At 63.2% G+C, this 18,838-nt stretch carries 11 protein-coding genes and 1 riboswitch; of the genes, 7 read left to right on the forward strand and 4 right to left on the reverse strand.

The window, feature by feature from the left end:
* Nucleotides 1–40: 40 nt before the first annotated feature.
* The 3 genes from V6657_RS23880 to V6657_RS23890 all read left to right on the forward strand — a co-directional run bounded on the left by V6657_RS23880 (nucleotide 41) and on the right by V6657_RS23890 (nucleotide 6,423).
* Nucleotides 41–961 carry a bestrophin family ion channel gene (locus V6657_RS23880; protein ID WP_048936059.1) on the forward strand — a complete coding sequence of 307 codons (921 nt, stop codon included), beginning with the start codon at nucleotides 41–43 and terminating at the stop codon, nucleotides 959–961.
* Nucleotides 962–1,242: 281 nt separating this feature from the next.
* Nucleotides 1,243–4,032, forward strand: coding sequence for an AAA family ATPase (locus V6657_RS23885; protein WP_048936060.1), 2,790 nt, complete (start codon nucleotides 1,243–1,245; stop codon nucleotides 4,030–4,032).
* A gap of 99 nt (nucleotides 4,033–4,131) precedes the next feature.
* Nucleotides 4,132–6,423, forward strand: coding sequence for an FdhF/YdeP family oxidoreductase (locus V6657_RS23890; protein WP_048936061.1), 2,292 nt, complete (start codon nucleotides 4,132–4,134; stop codon nucleotides 6,421–6,423).
* A 56-nt stretch (nucleotides 6,424–6,479) separates the two neighbouring features.
* Here the strand turns inward: V6657_RS23890 and V6657_RS23895 are convergent, their stop codons facing one another.
* A complete protein-coding gene (locus V6657_RS23895; RefSeq protein ID WP_048936062.1) occupies nucleotides 6,480–7,733 on the reverse strand; it encodes a D-amino acid dehydrogenase in 1,254 nt (417 codons plus the stop codon).
* Between the two features lie 145 nt (nucleotides 7,734–7,878).
* Nucleotides 7,879–7,973, reverse strand: a riboswitch (glycine riboswitch).
* 213 nt (nucleotides 7,974–8,186) lie between these two features.
* Between V6657_RS23895 and V6657_RS23900 the strand changes: the two genes are divergently transcribed.
* Nucleotides 8,187–8,576, forward strand: a complete 390-nt coding sequence (locus V6657_RS23900) for a hypothetical protein (protein WP_048936063.1) — start codon at nucleotides 8,187–8,189, stop codon at nucleotides 8,574–8,576.
* On the opposite strand, the gene V6657_RS23905 is transcribed toward V6657_RS23900, so the two are convergent.
* Entirely contained in the window at nucleotides 8,577–10,190 is a 1,614-nt protein-coding gene (locus V6657_RS23905; RefSeq protein WP_048936064.1) for an ATP-binding protein, read from the reverse strand. It abuts the gene before it with no gap.
* Nucleotides 10,191–10,321: 131 nt separating this feature from the next.
* On the opposite strand from V6657_RS23905, the gene V6657_RS23910 reads away from it, so the two are divergent.
* Nucleotides 10,322–10,927, forward strand: a complete 606-nt coding sequence (locus V6657_RS23910; RefSeq protein WP_048936081.1) for a response regulator transcription factor — start codon at nucleotides 10,322–10,324, stop codon at nucleotides 10,925–10,927.
* Between the two features lie 145 nt (nucleotides 10,928–11,072).
* Here the strand turns inward: V6657_RS23910 and V6657_RS23915 are convergent, their stop codons facing one another.
* Together V6657_RS23915 and V6657_RS23920 are read right to left on the reverse strand one after the other, a co-directional pair.
* Nucleotides 11,073–14,240, reverse strand: a complete 3,168-nt coding sequence (locus tag V6657_RS23915) for a CusA/CzcA family heavy metal efflux RND transporter (RefSeq protein WP_048936065.1) — start codon at nucleotides 14,238–14,240, stop codon at nucleotides 11,073–11,075.
* A gap of 54 nt (nucleotides 14,241–14,294) precedes the next feature.
* Nucleotides 14,295–15,515 (reverse strand): efflux RND transporter periplasmic adaptor subunit, encoded by a 1,221-nt coding sequence (locus V6657_RS23920; RefSeq protein ID WP_048936066.1) that lies wholly within the window; start codon nucleotides 15,513–15,515, stop codon nucleotides 14,295–14,297.
* 235 nt (nucleotides 15,516–15,750) lie between these two features.
* On the opposite strand from V6657_RS23920, the gene V6657_RS23925 reads away from it, so the two are divergent.
* Nucleotides 15,751–17,190: an efflux transporter outer membrane subunit gene (locus V6657_RS23925; protein ID WP_137884953.1), complete on the forward strand. Its 1,440-nt coding sequence runs from the start codon at nucleotides 15,751–15,753 to the stop codon at nucleotides 17,188–17,190.
* Between the two features lie 234 nt (nucleotides 17,191–17,424).
* Nucleotides 17,425–18,786 carry a HEAT repeat domain-containing protein gene (locus V6657_RS23930; protein WP_160315317.1) on the forward strand — a complete coding sequence of 454 codons (1,362 nt, stop codon included), beginning with the start codon at nucleotides 17,425–17,427 and terminating at the stop codon, nucleotides 18,784–18,786.
* Nucleotides 18,787–18,838: the final 52 nt, after the last annotated feature.

The raw sequence follows: 18,838 nt of genomic DNA on the forward strand, positions 1-18,838 counted from the left end.
CCACACCGATGAACGATTTCAAGGGCGCGGGTGACGCATCATGATTGTGCGGCCACGGGAGAACTGGTTTCGCATGCTGTTCGTCTGGAACGGCTCGGTGCTGCAATCCATTATTCCGCAGCTGATGTTCATGGCGGTGTTCAGCAGCTTGGCGGTCATCACACAGGGCCGCATCCTGGGCGAGAAGATTCCGCTCAATACGACGCCCTTCACGCTGTTCGGCCTCGCCTTGGCAATCTTCCTGTCGTTCCGGAATAACGCCAGCTACGCACGCTTTGATGAGGCGCGGCACCTGTGGGGCAACCTGCTGATCGCGTCCCGCGCGTTGACTTCGCAGATGCTGTGCTATCTGCCGGAGCACGTGAGTCAGGCTGACCGCATCAGGGTGGCCAACACCGTGATTGCGTTCGTCTATGCGCTCAAGCATCAGTTGCGCAAGACGGACCCGACGGCCGATCTAACGCGCCTGCTCGGTGCAGAACAGGCGCAAGCGCTGCAACACAAGTGCTACCGGCCCGCGGCGATCCTCAATGACATCCGAAGCCGCCTGGTCCGTTTGCAAGGCGAGGCGCCGGCTTCGGACACAACACGCTGGATGCTGGATGCGCAGCTCAACGACATGGGCAAGACACTCGGCGGCTGCGAGCGGATTGCGTCCACGCCCATCCCATTCGCCTACAGCGTGCTGTTGCACCGCACGGCATATGCGTACTGCATGTTGCTGCCGTTCGGCCTGGTGGATTCCACGGAGTTCTTCACGCCGCTGCTGTGTGTGTTCATCTCGTACACGCTGATTGCACTGGAGGCGATTGCCAATGAAGTTGCCGAGCCGTTCAGCGTTGCGCCGAATGCGTTGCCGCTCGATGCCATTACGCGCACGATCGAGCGGTCCGTCCTGGAGCTATGTGATCGCGAGATTCCGCCCGAAGTTGTGCCGCAGCGCCGGTATCTGCTGACCTAGTGATGGCTCGACCTCGGGGGCGCCAAGTTCTGTGCTCTTCACCCGCAGCGGGGCGTTGCCTGCCGTGCAGCGCAGGATCACGTGTTTGCTGTGCCATGACGGGGCCATGACAAGCGCAGTGCGCTGTACACAGGCCGGCGGCTGTCAACTGTACCTTGGAGCGGATACGGCGATCAGCTAACGTAAGCGGACAGGCTTGCACGGCCGCATCCGCATGAAGCGCATCGCGCTTGCGACGGCAGCGTGCGAGATGCGCACTCATAGAAGGAGGTTGTCGCATCGTGTCCACTCTCTGCGATATTTGCAATGTCCGGCCCGCCGTCGCGCGTGTCGCCGTGGTGCAGGACGGCGAGCGCAAGTCAATCTCGATCTGCGACTACCACTACCGGCAACTCATGCGGCATCAAAGTATGCTCAATCCGTTCGACTCCCTGTTGGGGGGCGGAGGTGGTGGGCTGTCACGCCTGTTCGATGAGTTTGGCGACGCTGATGAGCATGGCGCAGGTTTCTCTGCCGAGGTCCCCCGGGAATCGGTGGACGTGATCGACGCCTTCAGCGAGCAGACCCTTGAGCTGCTGCAGCGTGCTGCGGAGAAGGCCCACGAGCTGCATCGCCGTGAACTGGATACCGAGCACGTGTTGTACGTGCTTGCGGACACCGATATCTGTGCCGCGCTGCTCAAGGAGCTGAAGCTTTCTGCGCAGGATATCCGCAGCTATATCGACGAACACGCCAAGACGGGCACTGACGACGGTGACGCGTCAATGGACAAGACGACGGTGTCACCGCGCCTGAAGAAGGCGTTCCAGTATGCGTTTCAGGCATCTCGGGATCTGGGGCACTCCTATGTGGGCCCCGAACACCTGCTGATCGGGCTGGCGGCGGTGCCGGAGAGCATTGCCGGCGCGTTGCTGAAGAAGTACGGAGTGACGCCGGAGGCCTTGCGCCAGAAGGTCGTCAAGGTGGTCGGAAAAGGCGCGGAAGACGGCCGGGTGGATGCGCCGAGTGGCACGCCCACGCTCGATAAGTTTGGCCGCGATCTCACCACGCTGGCGCGCCAGGGCAAGCTCGACCCGGTGCTTGGGCGCGCGCAGGAGATCGAAAGCGCAATTGAAGTGTTGGCCCGTCGCAAGAAGAACAACCCGGTGCTGATTGGCGAGCCGGGTGTCGGTAAGACGGCCATTGTCGAAGGCTTGGCGCAGCGCATTATCAACGGCGATGTGCCGGAAGTGCTGCGCGGTAAGCGCCTCGTGGAGGTCAACATCAACTCGATGGTGGCGGGCGCGAAGTATCGCGGCGAGTTTGAGGAGCGTGCCAAGCAGCTGATTGACGAAGTGACCGCCAAGCAATCGGAGCTGATCCTGTTTATCGACGAGTTGCACACCATCGTGGGCGCGGGGCAGGGCGGCGGCGAGGGCGGGCTCGACATTGCCAACGTGCTCAAGCCTGCGCTTGCTCGCGGCGAGTTGAGCCTGATCGGTGCCACCACGCTCAATGAGTATCAGAAGTACATCGAAAAGGATGCCGCGCTTGAGCGGCGCTTCCAACCCGTGCTTGTGCCGGAGCCCAGCGTCGAGCAGACCATCGTCATCCTGCGTGGCCTGCGCGACAGCCTGGAGGCGCACCACCAGGTGACCTTTGCCGATGATGCGTTTGTTGCCGCGGCCGAGTTTGCGGACCGTTACATCACATCGCGCTTCCTGCCCGACAAGGCCATCGACCTGATTGATCAGGCAGCGGCGCGCGTGCGGATTGGCGCGACATCGCGTCCGGCGGACATTCAGGAAGGTGAGGCGGAAATCGCACAACTGAAGCGCGAGCAGGACTACGCCGCGTCGCGCAAGCGCTTTGATGAAGCCAAGCAGTTTGAAGAGCAGATCAACGCCAAGCAGACTACGCTCGACGAGAAGATGGAAGCCTGGCAGCGCAAGACCGGTTCGGAGACGCGGGAGGTGACGGTGGCATCGGTGGCCGAGGTGGTATCACGCCTGACCGGTGTTCCGGTGTCGGAGCTGACAAAGGAAGAGCGCCAGAAGCTGCTGAAAATGGAAGAGCGCTTGCGCGAGCGCGTGGTCGGTCAGGACGACGCCGTCGTCGCCGTGAGCGATGCAGTACGGCTCTCGCGCGCTGGCCTCGGGCAAACGCATCGCCCGATAGCCACCTTCCTGTTCCTTGGCCCCACTGGCGTGGGCAAGACCGAGCTGGCGAAGGCGCTGGCCGAAACGGTGTTTGGCGACGAGCAGTCGATCATCCGCATCGACATGTCGGAATACATGGAGCGCCACGCGGTTGCGCGCCTGATTGGCGCACCTCCGGGATACGTCGGCTACGACGAGGGCGGCCAACTGACCGAACGCGTGCGACGGCGCCCGTACAGCGTGATCCTGCTCGACGAAATCGAGAAGGCTCACCCGGACGTGAACAACGTACTGCTGCAGGTGTTTGACGATGGCCGGCTGACTGACGGCAAGGGCCGTGTGGTGGACTTCAGCAACACGATCCTGATCGCTACCAGCAACCTTGGCGCGTCGATCATCATGGACAACCTTGAGCGACCCGAAGACGAGCGCAAGACCGACAAGGCGCTGCGCGATGCACTGATGCCGGTGCTGAAAGGCCACTTCCGCCCCGAGTTCCTGAACCGGATCGACGAGATCATCGTGTTCAACGCGCTGTCCAGGCAGAACATTCGCGCGATCGTGCAGATCCAGCTTGACCGGGTGAGGCGTACCGCGGCGGCACAGGACATTACGCTCAAGATGGGTGAGGCGCTTGTCGAGCACCTGGTGGAGGAGGGCTATCAACCCGAGTTCGGTGCGCGTGAGCTGAAGCGTCAGGTACGGCAGATGATCGAAACGCAGCTTGCCAAGGAGATTCTGAGCGACACGCTCAAATCGGGCGATACCGTGGAGGTGGATTTCGACAGGGACAGCGGTACGGTGACTTTCAACAAGCTCGCGTCGCCCGCAACGGAAGGGAAATCCCCTCTCTCGCAAGAGAAAAACACCGCTGAGAAAAAGAGCGGCAAAGGCACCAAAGGCACCAAAGGCACCGCCACATCTGAGGCCTGACGTATCAGGTGCGTCGAACCGTTTCATTTCAACCCATGGCCGCGCCGCGGCTTTACCAACGCAAGCCCCCAACCCTGGCTGGGGGCGATGGAGATTCACATGGCAAATCGACGCGAAGTTCCCGGCATCCGGCCTTATGACGGCCCTGCCGGCGGCTGGGGCGCGCTGCGGGCAACGGCACAGGCCGTTCACGACCAGATGGACAAATTCCAGGCGCCGATCACGCTGATGCGGACCAATCAGCCCACGGGCTTCGATTGCCCGGGGTGTGCCTGGCCCGACAAGGAGCACCGCTCCACCTTCCAGTTTTGCGAGAACGGTGCCAAGGCCGTAACCTGGGAGGCGACGAACAAGCGTGTGCCGCCCGAGTTCTTTGCCACGACCACCGTATCGGAACTGCTCACATGGTCCGACTACGAACTGGAAGACAAGGGCCGGTTGACGCATCCGCTGGTCTACGACCGCGAGAAAGACACCTTCCGCGCTGTCGAGTGGGAAGACGCCTTCAACCGCATCGGCGAGATCCTGCGCGGGCTCCAGCCCGATGAGGTCGAGTTCTACACCTCCGGGCGGGCATCGAACGAGGCGGCCTACCTCTATCAGCTCTTCGCGCGAGAGTACGGCACGAACAACTTCCCGGACTGCTCGAACATGTGCCACGAGCCCACCAGCGTCGGCCTGCCGCAGTCGATCGGCATCGGCAAGGGCACGGTGTCGCTGGAGGATTTCGAACACTGCGAGCTGATCATCTCGATCGGTCACAACCCGGGCACCAACCATCCGCGCATGATGGGCACGCTACACGAAGCGTCACGGCGCAACGTGCCGATCATCGTGTTCAACCCGCTGCGCGAGCGCGCGTTGGAGCGCTTTGCTGACCCGCAGAACTGGCTGGAAATGGCCACCTATGGCTCGACCCGTATCGCGTCGACGTACTACCAGGTCGATGGCGGTGGCGATGCTGCCGCGCTGATCGGCATCATGAAGGCCCTCCTGGCCATGGAGGCGACGCAAGGCGATGTGCTGGACCGCGACTTCATTGCAGAGCACACCCAGGGCTTTGATGCATTCGCAGCCGAACTGGAAGCCGCAACGTGGCCCGACATCGAAAAGGCCAGCGGGCTGACGCGCGCCGAGTTGGAGCAGGTTGCTGAGGCCTATGCCAAGTCGAACGCCACCATCATCACGTATGGCATGGGCGTGACTCAGCACAACAAGGGCACGGCCAACGTGCGCCTGATCGCCAACCTGCTGCTGATGCGCGGCAATTTTGGCAAGCCGGGTGCCGGCATTTGTCCGCTACGGGGCCACTCCAACGTGCAGGGCAACCGGACGGTGGGCATTACGGAAAAGCCGTCCGCCGATTTTCTCCAGCGCATTGAAAGCGTGTTCGGCTTCAAGCCGCCTGCGGCGCATGGGCACGATGCCGTCAACGGCATGCAGGCCATGATCGACGGCAAGGCGAAAGCGCTGATCTGCCTGGGCGGCAATTTTGCGGTGGCACTGCCCGATCCGGAGCAGAGCTTTCCGGCCATGGGCAAGCTTGACCTGAGCGTGCACGTCGGTACAAAGCTCAACCGCTCGCACCTGCTGGTGGCCAAGGAAACCTACGTATTCCCCTGCCTGGGCCGGACGGAGCTTGATATGCAGGCCGGTGGCCCGCAATCGATCACCGTTGAGGATTCGATGTCGATGGTCCATGCATCGGCGGGCAAGCTGACGCCGGCGTCCGAGCACCTGCGTTCCGAGCCGGCCATTGTTGCCGGTATGGCGAAGGCGACGTTGCCGCACAGCAAGGTGCCTTGGATGGAGCTGGTTGCCGACTACGACAAGGTTCGCGACCTGATCGAGAAGACCATCCCTGGTTTCGAGCGCTTCAACGAGCGCATCCGCACGCCGGGCGGCTTCCGCCTGCCGTTGCCGCCCACCGAGCGCCAATGGCCAACGCCCACGGGCAAGGCGATGTTCTCCGTGTACGGCGGGGTGCGGGAGGACGCCGATGTCCTCGGCGGCGAGGACGTGCTGCGTCTCATCACGTTGCGCAGCCACGACCAGTACAATACCACCATCTACGCGCTGGACGATCGCTACCGCGGCGTGTTTGGTCGGCGCGACGTGCTGTTCATGAACGAAGCTGATCTTGCCGCACGCGGGCTCGAACATGGCGACCTGGTCGACATCGAGACCATCGTGTCCGGCCGGAAGCTGCGCCTGGAGAGGATCACGGCCATCGCCTACAGCATTGCGCGTGGCTCCGTGGGGGCGTACTACCCCGAGGCGAATGTGCTGGTGCCGCTGGACTACATCGACAAGGAGAGTGGCACGCCGTCCTACAAGTCCGTGCCGGTTCGGGTGCTGCGCTCTGAGGCGCCGGTATCCCCGACTGCGTAACACCCAACCGGATCGGGCCTGGATTGTGCTGGCCCGATCCGTTGTGGGATTGGCGATCAGTGCAATGGGCAGTCGCGCGCGATCACGTCGCCGATCATCGCGGCCGTGGCGCCAGAGAGCGTCCAGCCAAGGTGCCCATGGCCCGTGTTGTAGAACACGCGCGCATGCCGCCCGCGACCAACGCGCGGCATCATGTCCGGCATCATCGGGCGCAAGCCGGCCCACGGCACCACGCGTGAGGTGCCGATGGCAAAGTTGCGGCGCGTCCAGGCCACCAGGGGTTCAATGCGATCAGCGCGGATGTCGCGGTTGTAGCCGTTGAACTCCGCGGTGCCGGCCACGCGGAAGCGGCCCGCGCCCAGGCGGCTGGTGACGATCTTCGCGCTCTCGTCCAGCAGGCTGACCCACGGCGCGCCTTGCATGCTGGCCTCATCGTCCAGATGCACGGTGATCGAGTAGCCCTTGACCGGGTACACGTTGATGCGGTCGCCCACCATCTGCGCGACATGCCGGCTGCCGACGCCGGCGCAGACGACCAGCGCATCGGCGGTGATCTCCTGCACCACGTTGGCCTCACTGGTGGAGAGGCGATCATCGAGTGTGGTCTGCAGCAGCAAGCGCACACCGCGTTCAGTGGTTTCCACGTCGCGCACATCCACGCCTTGCATGAAGCGCACGCCGCGTTTCTCGCAGGCCTGCGCAAGACCGCGCGTGAACTTGTGGATGTCGCCTGTGGCGTCCGATTCGGTGAAGTAGCCGCCGTAGTAGTTGCCGCGCAGCGTGGGCTCGATTGCAGCAATGTCTTCGGGGCTCACGGCGTGGCGTTCCAGCCCGCCGGCAACGAGCAGCGCGTTGGCCTTGCCTGCTGCGGTAAAGCTCGCCTTGTCGTGATAGACGTGCAGGATGCCGCGCCGTTGCAGGTCGAAATCGATCTGTTCGCGCTCGGCCATCGCAAACAGGTGCTTGCGCGCTTCGATGGCCATGCGCGTGGTCTCGATGGTGTTGCGGCGGTAGTGGGCGATGCTCGCCACGAACTCGCCGATCCACGAATACTTGTGCCACGACGGCTTGGGATTGAGCAGCAGCGGCGCATCGTTGCGCAGCATCCATTTGATGCCTTTGAGCAGCGTGCCGGTGCTGTTCCAGACCTCGGCATTGCTGGCGGAAAGCTGTCCACCGTTGGCAAACGAGGTTTCCATGGCCGGATACAGATGCCGGTCGAGCACCGTGATCTGATAGCCGAGTTGCGAGAGCGTGTAAGCAGTGGTGACGCCGGAAATACCGGCGCCGACGATGACGATATGCGTCATGGCGGTCCCTATGGAGTGATGTCATAACCGGACGATCCGGTCGGCTCACCCCATCTGTCTTGGGACCTGAGAGCTTGGGCGTCAGCTGCGCTGGCGCCTTCCCCTTCGGTGGGCATGCCCGTGCATGCCTCTCTCCAGATTCGCAGTCGACGCCACAGTCCTTTTGCCTGAGAGTTTCCGGGGTGGTTGCTCCATCGGCGCCGGGCATCGTTGCAACCCGGTCTCTCCTGCGGCGTGTTGCAGCGGTGCGTGTTGCGCCCGCCGCGCCTGCGTGCTGCCGGTGAAGGCAGCGGGTTGGAGTGTGTCACGGGTTGTGATGTTCGGCAAGCCGGGTGATTGCCGAGGTGGTGTGCCGACCGAATGCTATGCTGCGCATCCAAGCGATCTGGGCGCCGCATTTACGCCGGTCGATCGATGTGAAACCGTCCGCAAGAACACAGAGAAGAGGGGAAGATGGATTCAAAACCTGTAGACCAGAACGCCAGCACGTCCAACTCGCCCGCCACCGATTCGACGCGCGCACCACTTGTCATCGCAACGTTGCTGCAGCTTGGCTTCACCCTGCGTTACGCATGGGCCTATTGGGAGCTTGTGCGTACGGGATCGACATCATTGCTAACGGCACTGATTTCCTTGTTGTCCTGCATCCTGCTCTACAACAGTGTGATTCGTCACCTCGCGGGCAAATCCGCGCAGTGGGGCCTGGTTGTGGTGACGGTCGGTTTGGTTTGGTCGTTTCTCAAGTGGGGTCCCGGGAATTTGTGGTCGTACCCGTTCCTGTTCGGTGCGATTGTGGGCACCGTGACATGGGCGTTGTCGCTCAAGGCTTCGAAGCGCGCCTGATCAGGGCTCCAGCCGTGGCAGGCGCACGATGAACCTGGAGCCTTTGCCTTCTGCGCTGCTCACGGTAATCGTGCCCCGGTGCAGTTCGACCACAAGCTTGACCAGATACAAGCCGACACCGGCACCCACTGTGCCGGCCACATTGCCGCCGCGGACGTAGCGCTCGAACAGCCGCTCGATGTCGCGCTCCGGAATACCCATGCCGCGGTCTTCCACCACCACCGATACGCTTTCGGCATTGCCTTGCACATACACGCCAATCGGTTTGCCGGGCGGCGAGTATTTGACGGCATTGCCGATCAGGTTGCTGAACGCCTGGAAGAGCAGCTTGGCGTCACCAAAGAAGGTGTCGGGCCCATCGGCTTCGATGTGTTCTTCGATGCGTGCGCCGGGCGTGCTGTCCCGGTGCATCTCGCAAACTTCGTGAAGCAACGCCGGCAGCGGAAACAGGGTGCGCCGCATCGCTGCGGGCGTCGTGCTATCGAGCCACTGCGAAGAATCGAGCAGATGGTCCATCAGATGCGTCATGCGTTGCACGGCCGCGCGGATCTTGCCGCATCGCTCTTCGATCACCTCCGGTGGGGGCACTTCGCGCATGCGCATCAGCCGCTGTGCATGGCCGTCAATCACGCCCAGCGGTGTGCGGAATTCATGTGAGGCCATGGAGACAAAGTTGCGCTGCAGTTCAGCCAGGCGGCGCTCCTTGTCCAGCATGTCCTGCAGGACGGTCGCCTGTGCAACCAGGGCGTCCTTGCTGCGGCCCAGTTCGATGGTGTTGTCGCGAAAGCGTGCGACGGCCTGTGCGATGTCGCCGATTTCATCGCGACGGTCCAGGCCCGGGATGTCGACGTGCGTATCGTTGTTGGCGATGTGGTGCATGCGGTCAACCAGCACGGCGATCGGTCGGGAGACTGCGTAGGCAAGGTAGGCCACCGCAACCACGACCAGGCAGGTTGCCACGATGATGGCGCCGATGATGAGTTGCCGTGCGTCGTGATAGGCCTGCGCCTCGCGTTCGGTTTCTGCGGTTGCGCTGGCGGTGCTGCGCTCGGTCAGGACGCCCAGCGTGTCGTTGGCATGGTCATAGGCCTGCCATGATTCATCGTGATAGAGCTGCTTCGCGCCCCGAATGTCTCCTGCCTTGGCCGTGATGATCACGCGCCTGGCCAGATCACGGTAGGTATTCCATTGGATGACGAATTGCTGGTACAGCGCACGCTCGGCTGAATCGTGTTCGATTCTTTCGTACCGGGATTGCGATCGCAGGATCAATTCATCGAGCTTGGCAACCTGTTGATCTGCGGCGACCAGATCGGCGTGCGAGGTCGAAATCAGGTACTCCGCTTCCCCATAGCGGTAATCGGAAATGTAGTTGTTGAGATCGCCTAGAATGCGGCTGTTTTGCAGCCAGCGGCCACTGATCTGCGATGACACGCTATGGAAGCTGGCAAGCTGGTCAATGCTGAATGCACCCAGGCCGATGACCAGCAGCAGAAACGTCACAAAGGCAAGCGAGAGCCGAACGCGGACGGGCCGCAGTGCTGACAACGGACGGAATCTGGGCAATCGTGTGTCGGTCGACACGGAAACCGGGCTATGCGTGGGACGTGCCATACGCTTTTTCTAGCAATGCATCAAACTGCAGCGGAAGAGTTCGGCAGATAATGCCACGTGATTACACAGCCAAGGCGTCTATGCCTGCCGTGACATTGGCTGATGGCCCCCCATATTGACGCGGAATGATCATGAGCGATGCTGATCGAAAAATCCTCTGTATTGAGGATGACCGCGAAACCGCGGAATTGATCGTCGAAGAGCTGGTTGAGCGCGGGTTCTCGGTCAACCAGGCCCACGACGGAGAGCAGGGCTTGACCGCCATTCTCCATGACGCGCCGGATCTTGTGCTGTGCGACGTCAGCATGCCCGGCATGACGGGTTTCGAGTTGCTGGAGAAACTCGGCACGCTGGCGCCGCGCTATTCCGAGATTCCCTTCGTGTTTCTCACGGCGTTCGCGCAACGCGAGTACGAACTCAAGGGCCGCCGCCTGGGGGCTGACGACTATGTGACCAAGCCAGTCGACTTCGACATCCTGAGCAGCATCATCGAGACACGGTTGGCCAAGAGCGCCCGCACGCGCAAGCCGCTGCCGGCGGTCAACCTGAGTGAGCGCGAGGTGGAAGTGCTGGCCTGGTCCGCACGTGGCAAGACCTCCGGCGAGATTGCCACCATCCTCGGCTTGTCCAAGCGCACCGTGGATTTTCATATCGATAACGCGCGGCAGAAGCTGGGCGTGGCCACGCGCATCGAGGCGGTGGTCAAGGCGTCTTCCGCCGGCATCATCAAGCTTTAAGGCCCGCCTCCTCCGGGGCTTGTTGCTCTCATACGCAGCAGGGCCCGACACTAATCCCCCCCAAAAAACAGCGCGCCGGACTGCAGGAGTCACGGCGCGCTGTATAGCACCTCGTTGTCACCCCGCCCAGAAGGCGGGCGCTGCGTCAGACCGGTGCCTCCTCAGGTGGCGTCATGTCGGGCGGCGGCGTCTTGCCGAGAAACACCATCCGCAGTGCCGGCACGATTACCAGCAGCATCAACGGGCCGATCAGCATGCCGCCCACCACCACGGTGGCCAGCGGACGCTGCACTTGGCTACCGATGCCGGTGGAGATGGCCGCCGGGAACAGGCCGATACACGCCGACAGCGCCGTCATCAGCATCGGCCGCATCCGGTGCTGCGCGGCATGGAACATCGCCTCGGTCGGCTTCATGCCCTGCTCGCGGTGCAGGTCGTTGTAGTACGTGATCATCAGGATACCGTCCATCACCGAGACGCCGAACAGCGAGATGAAGCCGATCGCCGCGGAGATACTGAAGTCCAGCCCGGTCAGGAACAGTGCCAGGATGCCGCCCATGATGGCGAATGGAATACCGGCCAGTGCCATCAGGCTGTCGCGCGCCGAGTTGAACAGGCCATAGAGCAGCACCAGGATCAGCATCATGCTGACGGGCACGGCAAACTCCAGGCGTTTCTTGGCCAGTTCCAGATCTTCAAACTCGCCGGCCCACTGGATGCGATAGCCTTCGGGCAGCTTCACATGCTTGGCGATGCGCTCCTGCGCTTCTTCCACCGTGCCGCCCAGATCACGCCCACGCACGCTGAACTTGATCGGGATGTAGCGCTCGTTGCGCTCGTGGTAGATGTAGGACGCCCCCGTGTCGAGCGAGATGTCAGCCAGCTCACGCAATGGGATATAGCCCGTGGTGCTGTTCGACGCGGTGTAAGGCACCCGGATATTGCGGACCGCTTCGATGTCTTTGCGGTACTCCGGCGCAAAGCGCACCAGCATCTGGTACTGGCGATCGCCCTCGACCACCTGGGTCGCCACCGAGCCGCCCAGCGCCGCCTGCACGATGTTGTTCACATCGCCGGTGTTGAGCCCATAGCGCGCAGCCGCCTCCCGGTTGATGCGGATGTTCAGGTTGGGCTGACCCAGCACGCGGAACACGCCAAGGTCGGCAATGCCCTTGACCTGATTCATCTCTGCATAGACCTGGTCAGCGAGCGACTCCAGCGTCTTCAGGTCGCGCCCGATGATCTTGACCGAGTTTGCGCCCTTCACGCCGGACAGGCCTTCCTCCACGTTGTCCTGGATGTACTGCGAGAAGTTCATGGCAACGCCCGGCAGTTCATCCGTGAACTCCTTCTGCAGTTGCGCCACGATCTTTTCCTTGGTCACGCCCGCCGGCCATTCGTCGTAGGGCTTGAACGGGACGTAGAACTCCGCGTTGTAGAAGCCCGCGGCGTCGCTGCCGTCGTCGGGGCGGCCATGCATGGACACGACCGTCCGGATTTCCGGGTGGCGCAGCAGGATCTGCCGGATCTTCGTCACCGTCGGCGCGCCCGCCTCGAGCGAGACCGTCTGGGGCAGGGTGGCGCGCAGCCAGAGGTTGCCTTCTTCCAGCGCTGGCAGGAATTCCGTGCCCAGGCGCGGGATCAGCAGACCCGTGATCACCAGCGCCGCGGCGCCGATGGCCACCGAGATCTTCTTGTTGGACAACGACCAGTGCAGTGCCGGCGCGTAGATGCGGTGCAGCCCGCGCACCAGCAGCGTTTCCTTTTCTTCGATGTGCTTGGGCAGCAGGTACGACGACAGGACCGGCGTGATGGTGAAGGTGGAGATCAACGCGCCCATCAAGGCGTAGGCGTAGGTCCGTGCCATCGGCCCGAAGATCTGGCCTTCCACGCCCTGCATCGTAAAAAGGGGCACGAAGGCGGCCAGCGTGATCGCCGCCGAGAAGAACACCGCCTTGTCCACCTGCAGCGCGCTGACAAAGATCATGCGGATGCGTTCTGGAACACGCATGCCGAGCACTCTGGCATCGCGGCTGGCCAGCATGCGCGCCTGTTCGGCTGCGGGCATCTGCAGGTTGCGGAAGATGTTCTCCACCAGAATCACCGAGGCGTCGACGATGATCCCGAAGTCGACCGCGCCCACCGAGAGCAGGTTGGCCGATTCCCCCGCCAGCACCAGGATGATGATGCTGAAGAACAGGGCAAACGGAATGTTGACGCCGACGATGATGGCGCTGCGCAGGTCGCCCAGGAAGATCCACTGGATGAAGAACACCAGCAGGAAGCCGAACACCAGCGCGTGCAGCACGGTGTGCGTGGTGGTGGTCACCAGCTCTGATCGGTCGTAGACGAGATCGACCTTGACGCCCGGCGGCAGCGTGCCGTCGGTGTTGATCTTCTGGATCTCGGCCTTGACGCGGGCCACCACGTCGCTCGTCTTCTGCGTGCGGTTCATCACGACGGTGCCCAGGGCCACGTCGTCCTCGTTGTCACGGCCCGCAATGCCGAGCCGCGGCACGAAGCCGATCTTGACCGTCGCCACGTCCTTGACTTGCACCGGCACGCCGTTGTTCTGCGTCAGGACGACCTTGCCGATGTCCTTGACGTTCTCAACCAGACCGACGCCCCGGATGTTGATCGACTGCTGCCCGAAGTTGAGCGTGCGCCCGCCGACGTTGATGTTGGCGTTGCCAAGCGCCGTCATCATCTGCGGCAGGGTCACGTTGTACGTTTCGAGCTTGCGCGGGTCGACCGAGACTTCATAGCTCTTGGTCGGGCCGCCCCAGCTCACCACCTGTGCCACGCCGGGGACCGTCAGCAGCCGGCGCTGGAGCACCCAGTCCTGGATGGAGCGCAGGTTCGTCAGGCCGAAATGCGGCGGCCCCTTGACCTGATAGCGCAGGACTTCGCCCACCAGGCTCGAGGCCTGGATCTGGGCCTGCACATTGTTCGGCAGGCTGACGTTCTGCTGCAGGCTCAACGCGGCCTGCGAATAGGCGAAGTAATAGTCGATGCCGTAATTGAAGGTCACCCGTACGAAGGACAGGCCGTAGAACGACGTGGAGCGGATGCTCGCCACGCCCGGCGTGGCCGCCAGGCCCACTTCCATCGGCACGGTGTAATAGCGCTCCATCTCCTCGGCGGACATACCGGCTTGCTGCGCGGTAATTTCCAGGATGACGGGAGCCGGGTTCGGATACGCCTCGATATTGAGCTTGGAATAGGCGTACAAGCCCGCTGCGACGAATACCAGCAGGAACAGCAGAATGAGTGGTCGGCGCGTGAGCGACAACCTGAGAATGGCCCTCAGCACGGTCTACCTCTTTGTGAGCGCTTGATTGATCCGATCAGGAAGAAGAGCCGGGGGTCACTGGCCGTTGATTGCCGCGACGCTGCTCAGGAAGAGTGCACCCTCGCTGGCCACCATTTCGCCGGGCTTAACGCCGTCGACGATCTGGACCAGCCCGTCCTGTTCCTGTCCGAGCTGGACCGTACGCGGCACGAATTGCTTGCGATCGGTGGTCACCCAGACGGTCATGGTGCCGTCGCCTTCGCGCGCGATACCGTTGGGCGGGATAGCGGGCGAGCGCGTAGGTTCACCCGTGCGGATCGCAAACGAGGTGAACATGCCCGGGCGGAGTTCATGCTTCGGGTCCTGGATTTCCGAACGCACCAGCACGCGGTGCGTGTTCGCATCCACCGTCGAGCCGATCGTTGTCACGACCCCGGCAAACGCGCGGTTCGGGAATGCGTTCACCTTGATCTGGACCTTCTGACCCACACGCAGCAGCGGGCTGTCTGTTTCCGGCACGAACGCCTGCATCCACATGGTGGAGAGGTCGGACACCGTAAACGGTGCGGTGCCGTTGCCAGGTTGCAGCAACAGCCCAGGCTGCGCGCTGCGTGCAGTGATGCGGCCGGCGATGGGGCTGACGACCGTCAGGACGGGATCGATCCGGCGCTGCTCCACGATGCGGTCCATTTCCGCGGCGCTCTTGCCGAAAATGGCCACCGCGTCGCGTGCGGCCTTGTAGGCGGCTTCGGCGGCCTGCTGGTCGGACGTGGCCTGATCCAGATCTTTTTGCGCAAGCCCTTGAATCTCGAAGAGCTGGTGTGCACGCTCCAGGGCCCGCGTCGTCAGCTTGCGTGTGGCGGCGGTCGAGATCAGGGTGGACTCGGCCTGCACCAGGTCGGGGCTGTCGATGTCGAACAGCGGCTTGCCCTTGGGCACGTCGTCGCCGATCTTGGCGAAGACATTGCGGATCTTGCCCTGGTAGGACGTGAAGACCTGCACTGAACGGTCTTGATTGAAGTCGATGCTGCCGATCGCCTCGCGCTGGTTGGCGAACTCGTGTTCCTCCACCGGCGCCACCTTGACGTGCTCACTCTGCGACGCGTTCAGCGTCACGTTTTGTTTTTGCTTGCGCGACGCCGCATCCGGGGCGGCCTTGGCGCCGGCCTTACCGGATTCAGTCTGTTCGTATACAGGCGTGGATTGTGTCCGCCCCGTGAAGGCGAACATCAGGCCGGCGACAGCAACAGCGGCGGCAGCGCCCCCCACGGCGGCGGATTTTGCATCGAAACGCACGACAACCCCCAAGATGACAAAAATTTGCCCGCATGATGGAGGCGTGAAGCGGTCCGGTCTACTGTGATCAATCACAGTACGCGGCTGATCCGCTGCCGAATAGAATCGCCGCCATTCCACGCTGACAAGAATCGGGCGAACCATGTCGCGAATTACGTTGCTCCCGGGCCACAAACTCAATGCAGTTCTGAATGCCATTCCTTCGCACGCTCGTGTCGTAGCGGTTGTTGCTTGCATGCTGGTCTCGGCCTGTGCGGTCGGGCCCGATTTCAAGACGCCCGAGGCACCCAAGGTGACCGGCTATGCACCGCAGCCGCTGCCGGAGCAGACATCGTCCGCAGCCACGCAGGGCGGCGAGGCCCAGCGCTTCGTTTCGGGCATGAAGGTGTCCGACCAGTGGTGGAAGACGTTCCAGTCGGACAAGCTGAACAAGGTGATTGCCGATGCGTTTGCCGCCAGCCCAACGCTGGTTGCCGCGCAGGCGGCGCTGAAGGCGGCGCATGAGCAGACACGTGCCCAGCAGGGCGCGTTCTTCCCGCTGGTGCAGGGTGCGTACCAGGGCGCCCGCAAGCGTGATGCCGTGGGCACCATCGCACCCTCGCTCACCTCGAATGCAGAGATCTACAGCCTGCATACGGCGCAGGTCACGGTCAGCTACGCACCCGACGTGTTCGGCCTGAACCGGCGGCAGGTCGAATCCCTCAGGGCTGCGGAAGATGCACAGTACTTCCAGTTGGAAGCCGCCCAGCTGACACTGGCTTCCAATATCGTCGCGGCGGCGGTGCAGGAGGCGTCGCTGCGCGCGCAGATCGACGCACAGCAGCGGATCGTAGACATCAACACGCAACTGGTCGACAACCTACATAAGCAGTTTGCGTTCGGCGCCATCACCGGGCTGGATGTGGCCGCGGCGCAAACGGCGTTGGCGCAGGCCGAACAGGCGCTGCCCAATCTGCAGAAGCAACTGGCCGTGCAGCGCGATCTGCTGTCCGCGCTGGCAGGCAAGCTGCCGAGCGAGGGCATTCCAGAAACCTTCACGTTTGCCGATTTCACGCTGCCGCAGGAGCTGCCCGTCTCGCTGCCGTCCGATCTGGTGCGGCAGCGCCCGGACGTGCGCGCGGCGGAAGAACAGTTGCACGCCGCCACGGCGCAGGTGGGGGTGGCGATTGCCAATATGCTGCCGCAGCTCACACTTTCCGCCACGCGAGGCGGCACGGCCTCTCAGTTCAGCCAGATGTTCCAGCAGGGCAATGTCTTCTGGAGCCTGGTGGGCGGTGTGGCGCAGACCTTCTTCGACGGCGGCACGCTGCTGGCCAAAAAGCGCGCGGCCGACGCAGGCGTTATCCAGGCTGAGGCCCAGTACCGCAGTACGGTCATCACCGCCTTCCAGAACGTGGCCGACACCCTGCACGCGCTGGATGCCGATGCCAACGTGCTGAAAGCCGCGCTCAAGTCCGAGCAGGCTGCCCGCACCACGCTCGATATCACTGACAAGCAACGCGCGATCGGTCACGTCAACATCCTCGCAGTGCTCAATGCAGAGCAGGCCTACCAGACTGCAACGCAGGCCACCGTGACAGCGCGCGCCAATCGGTTTGCCGATACGGCAGCGCTGTTCCAGGCGCTAGGCGGCGGATGGTGGAACCGGGATGGTGTGAGTACAGCCAAGAACTGAGCGTCGGGGGGCCGTCGCCCCCAGCCATCCCGCTCGATATGCCCGGCCAGCCCACGCCGGGTGCGCTACTTGCAACATCGATGGCATGCGCGCTACGATCCGCGCTCGCCGGAACCTGATCCTCGACTCGCGGGCAAGCCGCCCCGGGGCGCTCCTTTCTCCCGCTGTAGCGGGCGCGTTTCTGGCCTTGACCTAACGTAGAGGAGCTGCCACTCCATGGGCTTGATGTCGCTGATGGCTCGTATCAAAACCGCGCTGGCCAATCGCCGCGAGCGCGCCGGCGCTGTCGATCCTGATGCGGCGCCAGCCAAGGCGCACCGTGCCGCCGAGATCGAGGCGCTCATCGCCGCGCTCAGGCAGCAAGCCCCCGACATGCGCCGCGGTGCCAATGTCAGCCTGACCGATCTGGGCGTGGATGATGCGCTTGTTCCCCCACTGGTGGCCACCACGCGCGACGCCGACGCCTACTTTCGCGCGAGCGCCGTTCATGCGCTGGCGGACTACGACCTGGGCCAATATCCGCAAGCCGAATCCGCAGTGCTGCATGCACTGACGCACGACACCGAGGCGGACGTCCGCGCCGCTGCCGTGCTCACCCTGGGCATGCAGTCGGAGGCAGTCGCGCACGCGCACCTGCCCGCATGTCTCCAAGCCCTCAAGGATCCCAGCGCCGAGGTACGGCGGGAGGCGGTGCAGGTGCTGGGGCGTTGGTCGTCCGAGCCCGTGGCTGCCGCATTGCGCGCACGACTGCATCTGGATACCGACGTCGACGTGCGCATCTGGGCAATCCATGCACTCGCCAGATGCGATACCGCCAACGCGATGGCGGATCTGTTTGCCGCCACGGCGGATCTTGATGGCAGCGTACGCGCCGCTGCATTGAGCGCGCTGCGCGAATGCCTCGACACAGAAGACGCCACGTTGCGCGACCTGCTGCTGGCGGCTTTGTCCGATTCCGCGCCGGAAGTTAGGCGGCAGGCGGCTGAGGGCTTGCGCTTCGGGCCACCGCAGGTGCTGCCTGCCTTGCTGGCGGTCGCCAACGACCCTGAGCCTCGCGTGCGGCTGGAAGTTGTCATTGCGCTGGGTTGGCAACGCGATGCGCAGGCGGTCGACGCGATTGCGGCGCGCGTGTTTGACGAGGTGGATGAAGAGGTGCGCTACTACGCCGTCGGTTCGCTCGGTGAACAGCGTGACGCACGTGCCACGCAACACCTCATCACCGCGTTCCAGACACCCGCGCTGGGGCAGCGTGTACGTATTGGAGCGCTGTGGGCGCTTGGCAATAGTGGTGATGCAGCGGCGATGCCGACCCTTGTCACGGCGCTGCGTGACCCGGATGCAGAAGTCCGTGCACAGGCCGCCGAGTCGCTCCGCAATCTGCATCGAGGCTCGCATGCGGATGCGGCGCACGCATTGCCGGCGTTGACGCAAGCCCTGCGGGACGATGATGAAAACGTGCGGGAGCATGCCGCACGGGCATTGGTGGCGATCTGCACGCTGCCGGCGCTGCACGCTTTGCTTTCCGGTCTGCCGGCGCAAGATGGGCCTGCCAGGCAGGCATTGCAGCGCGCGATCGCTGCACGCGAGGAAGAATAGGCCGCTGCAGTTGAGCTAGCCGGTCTCGGTACCGTGCACTACGAGTAGCTGC

Source organism: Ralstonia sp. RRA (assembly GCF_037023145.1).
In the GTDB taxonomy this organism is placed as follows: Bacteria; Pseudomonadota; Gammaproteobacteria; order Burkholderiales; family Burkholderiaceae; genus Ralstonia.